Here is a 13,485-nt window from a genome sequence, read left to right as displayed (position 1 = left end):
CCCCCACTCAGTATATCTAAAGAAAAGGATTATTTATGTCTACTGTAGGCACATATCTTGCAAAACGCTTTCAGGAGTTAGGGCTGAATGATTATTTCGCAATTCCTGGTGATTATAATTTGGGATTGTTGGATGAATTGCTAAAAAACTCCTCCCTTAGAATGATCAATTGTTGTAATGAATTAAATGCTGGATATGCTGCGGACGGTTATGCTCGTATCAAAGGGGTTTCTGCTTTGGTGGTGACCTATAGCGTTGGTGGCTTAAGTGCCGTTAATGCAGTCGCCGGGGCCTATGCTGAAAATCTGCCGATTCTCGTGATTTCAGGGGGACCTAATACGAATTCGGTACAGGATGCAGAGATTTTACACCATACGTTAGCCACAGAAAATTACAGTTATGTTCGCGAAATTTTTGCGAAAATCACCGCCCATAGTGTATTCATTCATAGGCCAAGCGATGCCCCTATGCAAATAGATACAGCCATAGCGATTGCACTGGACAAGAAAAAACCTGTTTATATTGAAATTGCCTGCAATATTGCTGGGGCTAATGTTTCCCCTCCGACACAACGCGCCCTTAACGTCAAACGACTGAGTGATACTTCATCGCTTGCTGCGGCGATCGATGATGCGGCCAATCATCTCAATGCTGCAGTCAAACCGGTTTTGGTTGCAGGAAGTAAATCCCGGGCCTGCGAAGCAACGGCCATGATTGAAACTTTAAGCCAATCTTGCGGTTATGCCCTGGCAGCAATGCCTGATGCCAAAGGATTTGTTTCAGAACAACACCCCAATTATATTGGGATTTACTGGGGGCCGGTCAGTTCGCCTGGATGCGGGGAAATTGTCGAATCAAGTGATTTATATTTCTTTATCGGGCCTAATTTTAATGATTACACAACGGTTGGCCATGTGTGTAATATCCAACCTAAAAAGCTCATTGTTATTGCAGATGGAAGTGTATCTGTTGCCGGTAAAGTATATACAGAAGTTTATATGAATGAATTTCTAAATGGTTTAAAGGAAAAATTGAAATTTAATGATGCTTCCGTTAAGGGATACAAACGCATCGCAGGAGCTGCTCCGCTCTATCAAGAGCCAGATGATTTAAATTCACCACTTACGACCCGTTTTCTCTTTGGGCAAATTCAAAAACTTTTAAGTAGCGATTACGCAGTTTTAGCAGAAACTGGGGATTCATGGTTTAATGGGATGCGCCTTAACTTGCCAGAAAACTGTCCTTTTGAAATTCAAATGCAATACGGATCAATAGGGTGGTCTGTAGGTGCTCTTCTGGGAGTGCAGGCAGCCCTGCATAATAAAAAACGTGTTATAGCCTTAATTGGCGATGGCTCGTTCCAGATGAGTGCCCAGGAACTTTCTACACTCATTCGTTATGGGTTTAAGCCTATTATCTTTTTAATGAATAATGCCTCATATACAATTGAAGTCCAAATTCATGATGGTCCGTATAATGTAATTAACAATTGGCGTTATGCTGACTTAGTGGAAGTTTTTAATGGGGAGCAAGCCAAAGCCCGAGCTTTCAAAGCACCTACCCACCAGGCACTTCTTGATGCGATTGAAGAGGCAAAGAACACAGATGCCTTATGCTTTATTGAAGTGATTTTGGATAAAGATGATTGCAATAAAAATTTGTTGGAATGGGGTGCTCGAGTCGCATCCTACAACAGCCGGTCACCCAGGACGAATTAACCCTTTTTGCAATTCACTCAAGGAAGGCGATAACTGACTTCCCTGAGATTGGTTGGGGTTTTGGGAATAATCAGCTTCACATGGAAGGTCTATACTTAAGTTATTATAATTATTAAAGGACTTTCTATGAAAATTTATCTCAATCCTCAACCTCATGCAGTGGAGCGCATTAATAAAATTCAAAATAAGCCCGGTATGCCTTTTCCTCGTCATACCAAAGTCGAGGCAGATCTCAGAGAAAAATCGGACAAAGAGATTTTTGAGACAGAGTCTGAGGAGCAAGCCTGGAGAGATTCACTGGAAAAAGACAAATCTCGTTAATCCTAATGGGGAGCACCGCATATATGCCATTGCTTTCTTAAATTACTGTTTTTTATAAATCCAGTGGGCAAATGACTTTCAGCGAGCATTACCGTAAATTTGCTTCTCCTAATCTAACCAGCAAATTCGTAGCGAGATTTGGGTCTTTTAATAAGATTTTAATGAGGTGGAACCCACTTCATTTGCATCAAATAAATCCAACTGAGTTTGAAGATTCTGGTTGGTGGGAAGCAAAATGCTGGAATTTCGCACAGATTAAGATCTCTTGTGCTTTATTAGTTTTTAATTAATCTTTCTGCGAATTTATTTGTTTTAATGTGCTAAATTTATCATAATGGCTGACTTTTTCAGTCTAAGGGTTTTATGACATCATTGCTTACAATCAATTTATTAAAAGATTTGGTTTCTGCTGCGGAGTTAAACCAGGAAGGTAAAACGGCAGATTATATTCCAGAGCTTGCTAATGTGAATCAGAATTTGACCGCAATTGCTGTGCAGCCATTGTCTGGAGAACTTATTTCTTACAGTAATAGCCCTTTAAATCCTGTCACATTACAAAGTACAGCCAAGATGATTCCTTTAATTGGGCTACTTGAAGAATATGGGGAACAGGTATTTGACTGGGTTAAGGTGGAGCCATCAGGTGATGATTTTGCCTCTATCACTCGTCTGGAACAATTTGGCCCCAAACCATCAAATCCGATGCTCAATGCCGGGGCGATTACCTTATGCTCGCATATTCCTGGAAAAGGGGAGCAACAATTCGCCTGGCTTCAACATTGGACCCAAAAATTATTTAACCAGCACCTAAGTATCAATCCTATGGTATTTGCTTCAGAAAAGCGTACAGGAAATCGTAACCGGGCGCTTGCTTATTTATTGAAAAGTAGAAACAACCTGGGATCAGATGTCCATGAAACACTGGATTTATATTTTGCTTTATGCTCCTATGAAGCAAAATTGGAACAAATGCTTTTTCTACCCACTTTATTAGCTAATGCGGGAAAAAATCCTGAAAGTGGAGAGCAAATCATTTCTCTTGAAACGTGTAAGATTACTTTAGCAATTATGGCCACATGCGGGCTATATGATGAAACAGGTACCCATATGGTTAAAACCGGGATGCCGGCCAAAAGCGGCGTTTCGGGTTATACCATCGCAGTTGTTCCCGGCAAAGCGGGTATCGTGGTTTTAAGTCCAAAAGTCAATGCTAAGGGCAACAGTATCCGCGGTGAAATGATGCTTGAAGCTCTGTCCAAGGCAATGAATTGGCATTTTGCATTACCTTAATTTTAAATCCCACACTAATAAGCGTAATGCTTCTCCTTTAAGGATAGCTGCATTACGCCCAATAACAGATTAATGAGAAGAAGGGGACGGGGCGTCTATTTCCTTTTCAGATCCCGATGAGGTGTGAGTTTCTTCATTTTCTTCAGTAGAGGTAAGAGTATCTTCATTTTCTTCAGTAATCGACAATTTGATACCTTTAGAGGAAAAAATACTGGAAAATTGAGATAATAACTGAGCCACCCCTTCCAAACTCTCTAATTGCTCACCTAGGGATTCAACCACCGTATTTAAGGACTCAAGTTCTTCTAAACTACGATTTACCTCGTCAATATTTTGCATGCCTGCATACTTCTGCTCTAATTGACGTATTTCTCTTAGTAATTCATCTTGTCTCCTCAGGCGTTCTTTGTATTTCCTGCCTCCATTATTAACCACTGGAGTCCTTCTTATTTCTTTCTGAAGATCCAAGAGTTCAGCTTTAGCCTCAATCAATTGCAGTTGGATATTTAGGCTTTCCAAGGCACTGGCTTTAATAAGGTCGTAGTCTAATTCTTTAACATCTACACGGGATAAGAGTTTTTCCAAATTATCAAAATTTTGCGAATAGATAATATTTGCTTGTCGTTGTTGTGCTCGACTAATCTTGGAGTTGAGTACCTTGGCTGCGAGTTGGAGTTTCTTGTTTATCGCAACTACATCAGGATCCTGTCGCAATTTTCTTACTAGATCCCCCAAATATTTTTCTTCTAAATGATTTATCCGCTTCATTAAAAACCGTGAACTCGGATCCTGCAACTGAACATTTTCCAAAATATCGAGTTGGTATTCAAAGCTGTGTATTTGGGATTCTATACGATTTTTTTCTATATCAGTGAGGGTATCTGTTTCTAAATAGGCCTTGAGCAAAGGAATTAATTTTTTAAAAAAGTCAACTGAGTCAATCGTTCTCTCTCGTGTCATAAAAAGCGCTTTGTATAGAGGGTGAGCTTCCTCTGCCAGGATAGAATAAACAAGAGGCAGGCCTTTATTATCAGGCGCAAAAAGAGATGCGCCGTGCTTAATAAGAACAGAAAGGCATTCGCTCATCGGGGTAGAGGGGCTATCCAATTGCAAGCACGCATGCACTGCAGATGGAAATTGAATTTTGCGGGCAGAAACGGTTTGCTGATTGATATCGATATCACCATGCGTCAATAAAAAATCAAGCAATTTTGCATTACGTGTCTGCAGCGCAACACTCATATATTTTTCAGCACGTAATAGGTAAAAGGCGGAAGTTAACAAAGCAGCCAATTCAAATTTATTTGTGAAAAGTAACTCAGGTAATAAATTGGCTTCTAATTTTTGTAATCCGCGGCGTATTTTCTCCAGCTGCGGCAGGTATTTCAATTTGATCGTTTGTTCATAGAGCAAATTAATTTCATAAGTTTTCGCCAGTAATTGCTCAATTTTTTGAGCCTGAATTTCAATAGGAGCCTTGCTTAGCTCCTGAAACTCAGTACTTAATTTCTGAATTTCTTCTTCTACTTTATGGAGCGCTCGATTTTGAGATGGTGCAGAGGGGTGAGTTTGCCGAGTTTTCTTTAGTTCTTCTTGTTCAATTTTGGTTTGTAACAGAGAACCATCTGCTAAAGAGGCGGGATCTTGAATATCAACCATCTCCTCGGACTCAGGGGCAATATTTGCATTAGAGGCCAGGGGTTGGCCACTTTCAGATGGAGTAGTATCCATTTTTCTCAGGGCACGTACCGTTGCTTCATGAAATTTAAGAATTCCTGCATAGCTTGCAGAACGGATAAGCGGAAGGAGTTCCCTTAATATCTCACAGGCTTCTTCTGTTATTTTTAAAATTTCGGCCGTTGACGTTTCTGTATCAAAGTATGTGTTGAGCTTTTCATCACACGCCTGGTAACGGTTTTCAAGCTCTTTGATTTTTTGGTGATGTTGTTGTCTCACCATTTTTAACAAAGGTTCTGTATGATTTAGGGCTAAAATGAGTAATTGTTCCCTGATGTTTTTGGTGTCTACTGTCTTATAGCCATCTTCAGTCCATTTTTCGAAAGCAATGTTTTGGTTTAATTGATCAAACGCATTAAAGTACACATGGAGCCGATAGGTTTCACCAAGGTATTGAAATTCAGCCGTGTAATGATATTGACTTAACTTGGGGTCGTCTCGAAATTCATTTTCATAAATACTGATATGATGATTGTCCAACAGGAAGTTTTTTTTCCCGTCTTTTATAAGATAATGTCCTCTTGGAAGCTCAAGACGATAATAAGCGTGTTGGCTACTTTTATTAACGCCTAATACTAATTTATGTCCATGAGGTAATTGAATATTTGCCTCATTGTGAAAAAGAAAATTAAAAAGGGTGTTTTTTGCCATTTTTTATCCTGAAATAAAGTGTCATCTGTATAAACATTTTTTAGTAAAAAAATGTATGCTTTTGGGTATTGATAATTCGTGTTGGCACTAATATATACGCTTTTATCTACGGATAATCAATGAGTTCGGTGATTTTATTTACTATTAATCAAAAAAAAAGACACTTTGTCTTGCTGGATTTCTACTTAATGGGGTGGTTAAGGTAAAAAATATCAAAGAATCCCCCTATTGGCGGAAAACCAGAAGAGGGAATTCTTAAAATTTAACGAGTAGGTTTACAAAGCCCTCCCATGCTCCGTTGGCTTGCACTACTTAGTCAATGTAAGGGTTTGCGATTTTTGTTCTTCACCGGTACCAGTGGCTGATTTAAAAAATTTTTGCTCTGTCGGCAATGATTTTTTACTTAAATCCTCTAAGAATTCCCGCATTAAAATTAATTGATTAGTAAAATCTTCTCCCAACGAGGGGTTATCTAACCTTTTTTTCTCAAACAGGTCTATTGAGAGTTTAAGGGCCTCTGTAGGCTCAAGAGGACCATTTTTGTCTATATAGGCATTCAATTCAGAAGATATTTGGCTTTGAATGGCAATAAAGGCGAGATGTTTTTCAGGGGCAGAGTAAAGGTGGTACGTAAATAATTGATCTAATGTCACTCTAAGCTCGGCATCCTCTTTGGCAAACCGGTTGAGAAATGCATTTTTTACTGCCATAAATCCAGTGAGAACCTGTCCAATCGAATGTTGCTTGGAGATTAATGGCCGATGTTCGAATTTGTTTAGATTTTCCTCAACGTAGGGATAATAATCAGCACTTTGTCCGCTGCGAAAATGGAATATTCCTTCACTATACAACCAGGTTGTGATTTTATCCTTATCCAGGTAAGTTTGCTCTACCACATTATTGATGAACGCTCGCATTTCTTTTTCATAAATGCTAAAAGTAGAAAAATTGGGCATGAAAAATCCTTATTCATTTAAAAAAAACAGAGTACATAAATTACGAAGAAGGGTAAAGTCTATTTGCAACCCTACTCGAGAATAAACCAAGAGAACCCCATGCGTGATAAAAAAAGCGATATTTGTAAAGTGAGCGATACAGAAATCAATGATCTTCAAACTCTAGCCAAACAATTCCAGAATCATGCAAATTATCCACGTATCTGCTCGATTATAAATATCCTTTGCCAAATCAGGCAGAAGCAATCGCAAGAAAATGGATTGAATCAGGAATTTTATGAAAAAGAACTTAGCCACCTTCAGTTCCAATTGCACACCCTGCTTACTGAAAATAAAAGGGCCACAACTTGGTTCACGAAAATAATCGATTGTTCAAAAGATGCTGAGCTCAAATTGCGATTGTATGATTTTATTCAACGGGCACTGGGAACGGTTATAAAGTTATCAGAATGTGTGAAAGGGGATAAAAAAACATTTGCTCTTCAATTTCCAAATCAGAACATACGGAATGTATTTCTAGAACAATCCAGAATAAATGAGTTTCTGCGAAATAAAGGGACTGCTTCAATTATTATTGACGGAAATTGCGTCTTCTTTCCTGCGTTCCTGGCAGACAATCAGCAATTAGGTGTTGCTTTTCCTACTATTGAAATCAAGGAGAAAGTTATTTTCATGCTTAATTTAGGTAGGGCAAACCTGGTTACCTCGGACTCACAAGAAGCTACGCTCTACATCAATGACAGGCGCATACATGATACCGCTTCAAAATTTTATATTGCAGTAATTTGTCCTTATTTCGCTGAATACTTTAAAATTCAATATGTCTCGCATCTAGTTGCCCAAGGCCATAGGGATCAGAACAGTTTTTTTAGTCCATCCAAACTTCCTATTGAGTTAGGCCTAAAAATTGCAGCGGATAGTTCAACCTCCGATGCAATTTCAGGAGAAGAAAAAATGCAAATCGCCATTTGCAATTTTAAGCGACCTTAACCTAACGTTTAATGTTGTAAGTATAAGTGACTTCATCATCGGTTTTGGCAGGTGTTTTTTGAGGAGCAGCGCTCTTTTTGCGTGTCGGAATATCTGAATCATCCTGAGCAAAGAACGTACACTTGCTGGCATTTTTAAAGCCCAAACAATTAGGTTTAGGCCTTTCGGTCAAAGCGCCGGCATCGCATGTTTTTGTTTGTACGGTAACTGTTTTTTTACCGTATTCGCCCAAGCCAGTATAAAAAAGTTCCACCGAACCACTATTATCCAGGTTGATTGCATCGGTACAACCAAGTGCTTTGAATAATTCTGCAAATTCCTCTGCCGTGACACCGTGATTTCGTTCTGTGTTATGGACCACCATGACAACCACGGTATCGCCGTTATTTTTGTAGCCCACGCCTGTACGCGGCAAGCGATTTGAGTGGTTGTTATTTAAGTCTGGAGTTTTTAATTGGGCTTTATCTTTTAAAATAATAAATCCGGATACGGCATTTTTATTATCATAAAACTTGGGATCCGCCTCCAATTCCAAATCAATTTGACTATGTTCAATAAGTTTTACTTTTTTAGTCGATGCATCAAAGGTAATAGTGTCTAGGCCGACATTATTCTGATCAAGCACTTTATGGGTGGATACCAATTCTCCATTACTTAACGATAATCCCGCAAGAAACGTACGCGCCTGCGTTCTTGGATTAATTTTTTCTCCCTTGGAGTTTGGAACACCAGTAGGCCAGATGTTAAACCAGTTCGCATTAACTAATAAATCGGGCCTATCACCACCCGGATGGCCTTTGTCCCAGTTGTCGCGCCATTCTTGTAATGTAAACAGCGGAACATCAAATTGTCCCCCTTCGTAAGCATTTCCATAGCGGTCAGGGAATTTAAGTCCGTTGGGTACAAAGGTTTTATATGTAGCTAGGGGGATTTCTACATAATAACCTTGGATATGTTCACGATATGGATTTTTACTTAAAATTTGCTCGAAACCTGGCAATGATCTTAGTTCTTCTATTTCTGTTGATTTTGCAATACGATCGATTTTTTCATTGACTGCATCGGTTCTCGTTTTACATCGCTTGTCAAACACAGATTTACCTCGCTGTGATTTATTTTGATACCTTTACTTGAGGCTTATAATACTATTCCTTTATTAAGGAATTATTAAAAAAAGGCTTATCTGTATATTTTATTTGCATATTTTGGGCGGATATATGGGGGGCAATGGAGGTGAAAAAGTTTTAGAATTCGCCCACAGAAGAGCGTGGGAAATTTTTTTAGAAACTGGGGCTGTAAAATCTGTAAGAAGAGTTCTTTTTCTCAATTTCCCGAGTCAACTCATTGATTTTTTGTTGCATTTCACTAATGGTATTTTGTTGTTGTTCAATTATGGTCTCTTGTTTTTTTTCTTTTGATTGCAATCTTATATATTGAAGCAGTAATAAATAAAACATCAGAGGCATTTTTTTAGATTTTTCTCGTTCGGAAGTTAATAGATCCAGTTTTTGTTTTTGGTCTGCATTTCTTTCTTTTAGGGAAGCATTTTCAGCACGTAATTCAAGTGTTTGCACAGCATGTTGATGCCCCGAACCGATTTGTTCAGCAATACCTTGAATGGCGGTATAGGAAGAGTGAGTGGTTATTGCAAAGGGGTCTAAAATCATTTCCTTTAAGATATCTCCTGAATTACAAAGACCACCAAGAAAGCCATCATTTTTTAAACCGGATAAAGCAAGAGGAGCTTCAGCAGTATTTTCCGTTTTACTGCAAATTACCCTGTAAGTTTCATTTTTTGGGGTTTGCAAAAGTAATTTAAGATCATTGAATAATTGGGTAATTTGATTTTTGAATCTTTCTAATTCGGAGGGGGTAAGGGAACTGGTTTTATCCAAAAAGGCTTTCAGCGAGGTAATTTCATGCAGAATATAATAGAGGAAAGATCTTCGTCCACTATCGGAGCATTGTTTAATAAGATTACCTAATTTTATTTTAAAATGAGTATCTTTATCCTGAATGATGTTTTTAGCACAAGCGATGGATTTTTCTTTGAGCAGCTCTTTATCCGTTTCAGAAATTAATTTTTTAACTTTGGGCTGGCTGTCGCGATAGCGGATAATCACCGCGGCTAAGGAATAGATTAACTCTTCTAGTTTTGTCATGTAAAATTCCTTTTTAAGCTAAATCCATAGTCTAAACGCGGAACTACATATCAACCTGAATATTCTACTATATTGAATGTTTGGTTGAAGTGCAAGTGAAGTCCTATTTCCCGTGAATGAGAAGGACTCGCGGCGAACTGTGCTCGTTTTATGACAGATTTCTCAGATGGAAGGAGAAAAATGAAAATCGTTATAATAGAACCTCTGGGGATTACCCGTGATGAAATTCAATCGGCAACATCAAAGTGTTTCTGCAGGCCCGTTCCTGAACATTGTCGTGGCTCCGCTCTATTTTATCCCCCTATAAATTGCCCCTAATAAAGATTGGGGTTTTTGAATGCTAAATTCTGTTGCCGCGCCCTGGTTCAGGTTCTTCTAAAAATTTCGAAAGAGAGCAATTAATTTAAATGTATCAACGCTCTTATGTTGTAGATTAATTTTTTTTCAGCACAATCATTTTTTCTTGAGACATATCCTTCATGGTCCAGGGAATTCCGCCAACTCCATAACCTGATTGTTTTAGGCCAGCAAAAGGCATCCAGTCAGTACGAAATGCACTGTGATCGTTAATGAGTACGGTCGAAGCTTCGAGAAATTCCGCTGCTTGCAATGCCGGTGCCAATTCTTCAGAAAAGATACTGGCTTGAAAAGCAAAGGGTAATGAATTGGCTGTATGGATTGCTTGCTCTATTTTTTCGTATTCATAAACGCAGGTTACCGGACCGAAAATTTCCAAATGCGAGACTTTGGCATCTAGAGACGGGTGGAACAACACTGCGGGAATCAAGGTCGTTTCAGAAAAACGACCTCCGCCAAATAGTTTTGCTCCTGTGGTTACCGCTTCCTCAATCCAGGATTCGACACGTTCTGTCTCTCTGGGAAGAATCAACGGGCCTACTTCGGTATCTTTTAAGAGCGGATCACCCACCCGTAGCGATTTGACCCGCTCCACGAATTCATCCATAAACGAAGAAATAATCTCTTTATGAACAAAAATCCGCTGTACTGACACACAAACTTGGCCTGCATGATAATAGCCGCCTTTGGCGAGCGCTTGAGCGGCTTTAGTCAAATTCGCACTGCGATCGACAATTACGGGTGCAGCACCTCCGTGTTCCAATGCGCAGCGGGTTCCTGGAGCCAATTTACTTCGTAAATACCAGCCAACTTTTGCTGAACCTATAAAACTTAAAAAAGCAACGCGCTCATTGGTTGCAAGGTGTTCGGCTAAGGAATTATCTTCAGTAATAAACGTTTGGCACCATTCTTCCCCAAGGCCGGCTTTATGTAACAATTTAACCAGTTCCAGGCACGATAAGGGGGTGGGCGTGGCTGGCTTGATAATTACAGGACATCCGACCGCAATGGCAGGTGCTACCTGGTGCACGATGAGATTTAACGGGTGATTAAATGCAGAAATTGCCGCTACCACGCCAATAGGTTCTTTTACAGTAAAAGCCCAGCGACTCTCACTTGCGGGCGTAAGACCCATGGGAATTTCCTTGCCTGCGAAATGGCGGAGCTCCTCTGCCGCATCATTTAAACCATCAATGGCACGCGCTACTTCTACTGCCGCATCCGTAAAAGGCTTGCCTCCCTCTTGCGCAATCAGTTTGGCAAAACGCTCCTGATCGGTGCGCAATAGCTGGGCGGTTTGTTTCAAAATGGCCATGCGTTCGTGGGGTTTAAGCCACCCAGCGCGCTTTTTAAATGTTGATTCTGCAGTAGACAACTTTCTTTCAAGGGCATGCGCATCATCTACAGGAATTTCTTTAATTAATGCCCGATCAAATGCTTGGACGACCTGCAGTGTTTTTTTCATTCTGTTCTCTTTTTTTCGGGGGGTAAGCGATTTTGTAATTCATCCACAAGTACGCGTTTGTTTTCTGAATAATCAATAGGAAATACAACAAGATGCACTCCTCCCATATTGAATGCATTTTCCAAAATGGATTGAAAATCTTCAATGTGCTCTACGCGAGTACCTCGTGCTCCATAAGCTTCAGCGTATTTAATCAAATCAGGGTTGGTGAAGGTCATTCCAAAATCAGGAAAGTGATCTACCGCTTGTTTCCAGCGAATCATGCCAAACGCATGATCCTCAATTACCAGCACCACAAGATTTAACTTCAGTCGAACGGCAGTTTCCAACTCCTGGCTGTTCATCATAAAACCGCCATCGCCACAAACTGCCATCACCCGACGCTCAGGATATAATAGCGAGGCCATAATACCTGAGGGCAGGCCGGCTCCCATAGTTGCCAGTGCATTATCGAGAAGAATGGTATTTGCCACTTGGGTTCGATAATTGCGTGCAAACCAGATTTTATACATTCCATTGTCCAAGGTGAGAATGCCATCGCGTGGCATAACTTGCCGAATGTCATAAACCATACGCTGGGGTGTAAATCGATCCTCAGTAGCGCGTGCAGAAATTTTACTCAGGATGCCTTCACGTAAATGAAGAAGTGCATCTGCATGGGGTATCTTGCCTTCGATTTTATCTGCTAGCAATTTTAACGAGGGCCCCATATCACCAATAACCTCCGCTTGCGGAAAATAGATCTGTTCTACGGTAGCAGACTGATATCCAACATGAATGACTTTAAGGTGCGAGCTCATGATAAAAGGAGGTTTTTCTACCGTACTGTGGCCAATGGTTATAATTAGATCAGCCTGTTCTATTGCTTCATGCACGTAATCTCGTTCTGAGAGGGCAGCGGTGCCCATATAAAATTCTGTTGCTCCAGAAACAGTGCCTTTTCCCATCTGCGTCGTGAAATAAGGAAGTTTGGTCCGCAGAATAAATTGGGCCAGTTCGTTGGTTGCCCTTGGGCGTGAAGCAGCAGCCCCAAGCATCACAAGCGGACGCTTCGCTTCCATAATCATTTTGGCGGCACGGTTAAGGGCTTCTTCACTCGCAATGGGGTACTCAATAGGATGCGGCGGAATGAGATCAACTTTTTTGGTGCGCTCAGCAGCAATATCCTCGGGAAGTTCTAAATGGACAGGCCCGGGGGGTTCTTCCTGGGCTAGATGGAATGCCTCGCGGACCAAGGTAGGAATCATTGAGGGAGACACAATTTGCCGCGACATTTTCGTGAGAGGTTGCATGGTAGCAACGGTATTCACCATTTGAAAACGTGCTTGATGAGATGACAAGATTCCTTTTTGCCCTGTAATCATAATCATGGGCATGGCACCCAAAAGAGCATAAGCTGCTCCGGTTGTAAGATTTAGAGCCCCAGGTCCAAGAGTCGTCATGCACACTCCGGGTTTACCGGTTAAACGGCCATAGGTGGCGGCCATGAATGCGGCTGCCTGTTCATGCCGGGTCAGAATCAGTTCGATTGACGAGTTGCGCAATGCCTCCACAACATCAAGATTTTCTTCACCAGGAATACCAAATATATGTTTGACGCCTTCATTTTCCAAGGCGGCAACTAACAGTTCAGAACCTTTGATCATCGTATCCCTCACCTATTTCAAAACAGTTCTTATCTCCATATTATAAACTAAAACTTATCCTTTTTTTTCGTAGGCTACGTGGAATCAATGTTCCTGGTGCCGCAAATGTGGTGGAAATGATTTCGAAAGGAATTTTTGAGGAAAAAAAAGGATGGTGAGATTTTATTAGGCTAAGGCGGTATGAACGAGGAA

Annotated in this window: 11 protein-coding genes; 5 read left to right on the top strand and 6 right to left on the bottom strand. The window is 40.5% G+C overall.

What is annotated here, in order from left to right; all coding sequences use genetic code 11:
* Positions 1-35: 35 nt before the first annotated feature.
* From KYQ_RS15120 to glsA, 3 genes are all read left to right on the top strand, one after another.
* On the top strand, positions 36-1,718 hold the full coding sequence (locus KYQ_RS15120; protein ID WP_010654974.1) for a thiamine pyrophosphate-binding protein: 1,683 nt from the start codon (positions 36-38) through the stop codon (positions 1,716-1,718).
* 126 nt (positions 1,719-1,844) lie between these two features.
* Positions 1,845-2,039: a hypothetical protein gene (locus KYQ_RS15115; RefSeq protein ID WP_010654973.1), complete on the top strand. Its 195-nt coding sequence runs from the start codon at positions 1,845-1,847 to the stop codon at positions 2,037-2,039.
* 363 nt (positions 2,040-2,402) lie between these two features.
* Positions 2,403-3,329 carry a glutaminase A gene (gene glsA, locus KYQ_RS15105; protein ID WP_010654972.1) on the top strand — a complete coding sequence of 309 codons (927 nt, stop codon included), beginning with the start codon at positions 2,403-2,405 and terminating at the stop codon, positions 3,327-3,329.
* Positions 3,330-3,398: 69 nt separating this feature from the next.
* Here the strand turns inward: glsA and KYQ_RS15100 are convergent, their stop codons facing one another.
* Positions 3,399-5,717: a SurA N-terminal domain-containing protein gene (locus KYQ_RS15100; RefSeq protein WP_010654971.1), complete on the bottom strand. Its 2,319-nt coding sequence runs from the start codon at positions 5,715-5,717 to the stop codon at positions 3,399-3,401.
* A gap of 308 nt (positions 5,718-6,025) precedes the next feature.
* On the bottom strand, positions 6,026-6,673 hold the full coding sequence (locus KYQ_RS15095) for a hypothetical protein (RefSeq protein ID WP_010654970.1): 648 nt from the start codon (positions 6,671-6,673) through the stop codon (positions 6,026-6,028).
* 99 nt (positions 6,674-6,772) lie between these two features.
* Between KYQ_RS15095 and KYQ_RS15090 the strand changes: the two genes are divergently transcribed.
* Complete coding sequence (locus tag KYQ_RS15090; RefSeq protein WP_010654969.1) at positions 6,773-7,663, top strand: hypothetical protein; 891 nt, start codon at positions 6,773-6,775, stop codon at positions 7,661-7,663.
* 1 nt (position 7,664) lies between these two features.
* On the opposite strand, the gene KYQ_RS15085 is transcribed toward KYQ_RS15090, so the two are convergent.
* Together KYQ_RS15085 and KYQ_RS15080 are read right to left on the bottom strand one after the other, a co-directional pair.
* Positions 7,665-8,756 (bottom strand): phosphodiester glycosidase family protein, encoded by a 1,092-nt coding sequence (locus KYQ_RS15085; protein ID WP_010654968.1) that lies wholly within the window; start codon positions 8,754-8,756, stop codon positions 7,665-7,667.
* A 187-nt stretch (positions 8,757-8,943) separates the two neighbouring features.
* Positions 8,944-9,825 (bottom strand): hypothetical protein, encoded by an 882-nt coding sequence (locus KYQ_RS15080; protein ID WP_010654967.1) that lies wholly within the window; start codon positions 9,823-9,825, stop codon positions 8,944-8,946.
* A 180-nt stretch (positions 9,826-10,005) separates the two neighbouring features.
* Here KYQ_RS15080 and KYQ_RS19185 point away from each other — a divergent pair, with 180 nt between their 5' ends.
* Positions 10,006-10,143: a hypothetical protein gene (locus KYQ_RS19185; protein ID WP_155807070.1), complete on the top strand. Its 138-nt coding sequence runs from the start codon at positions 10,006-10,008 to the stop codon at positions 10,141-10,143.
* 115 nt (positions 10,144-10,258) lie between these two features.
* On the opposite strand, the gene KYQ_RS15075 is transcribed toward KYQ_RS19185, so the two are convergent.
* Both KYQ_RS15075 and KYQ_RS15070 read right to left on the bottom strand, forming a co-directional pair.
* Positions 10,259-11,647: an aldehyde dehydrogenase family protein gene (locus KYQ_RS15075; protein WP_010654966.1), complete on the bottom strand. Its 1,389-nt coding sequence runs from the start codon at positions 11,645-11,647 to the stop codon at positions 10,259-10,261.
* Positions 11,644-13,293 carry an acetolactate synthase large subunit gene (locus KYQ_RS15070; protein ID WP_019350246.1) on the bottom strand — a complete coding sequence of 550 codons (1,650 nt, stop codon included), beginning with the start codon at positions 13,291-13,293 and terminating at the stop codon, positions 11,644-11,646. Before KYQ_RS15070 ends, KYQ_RS15075 begins: the two co-directional genes overlap by 4 nt.
* Positions 13,294-13,485: the final 192 nt, after the last annotated feature.

This window comes from Fluoribacter dumoffii NY 23 (assembly GCF_000236165.1).
Lineage (GTDB): Bacteria > Pseudomonadota > Gammaproteobacteria > Legionellales > Legionellaceae > Legionella > Legionella dumoffii.
This window is presented reverse-complemented; position numbering and strand designations above follow the sequence as displayed.

Excerpts from the sequence above, each read along its gene's own strand:
- KYQ_RS15100 (WP_010654971.1), bottom strand. The coding sequence starts at position 5,717 with ATGGCAAAAAACACCCTTTTTAATTTTCTTTTTCACAATGAGGCAAAT.
- KYQ_RS15075 (WP_010654966.1), bottom strand. The coding sequence starts at position 11,647 with ATGAAAAAAACACTGCAGGTCGTCCAAGCATTTGATCGGGCATTAATT.
- KYQ_RS15095 (WP_010654970.1), bottom strand. The coding sequence starts at position 6,673 with ATGCCCAATTTTTCTACTTTTAGCATTTATGAAAAAGAAATGCGAGCG.
- KYQ_RS15090 (WP_010654969.1), top strand. The coding sequence starts at position 6,773 with ATGCGTGATAAAAAAAGCGATATTTGTAAAGTGAGCGATACAGAAATC.
- KYQ_RS15070 (WP_019350246.1), bottom strand. The coding sequence starts at position 13,293 with ATGATCAAAGGTTCTGAACTGTTAGTTGCCGCCTTGGAAAATGAAGGC.
- KYQ_RS15120 (WP_010654974.1), top strand. The coding sequence starts at position 36 with ATGTCTACTGTAGGCACATATCTTGCAAAACGCTTTCAGGAGTTAGGG.
- glsA (WP_010654972.1), top strand. The coding sequence starts at position 2,403 with ATGACATCATTGCTTACAATCAATTTATTAAAAGATTTGGTTTCTGCT.
- KYQ_RS19185 (WP_155807070.1), top strand. The coding sequence starts at position 10,006 with ATGAAAATCGTTATAATAGAACCTCTGGGGATTACCCGTGATGAAATT.
- KYQ_RS15115 (WP_010654973.1), top strand. The coding sequence starts at position 1,845 with ATGAAAATTTATCTCAATCCTCAACCTCATGCAGTGGAGCGCATTAAT.
- KYQ_RS15080 (WP_010654967.1), bottom strand. The coding sequence starts at position 9,825 with ATGACAAAACTAGAAGAGTTAATCTATTCCTTAGCCGCGGTGATTATC.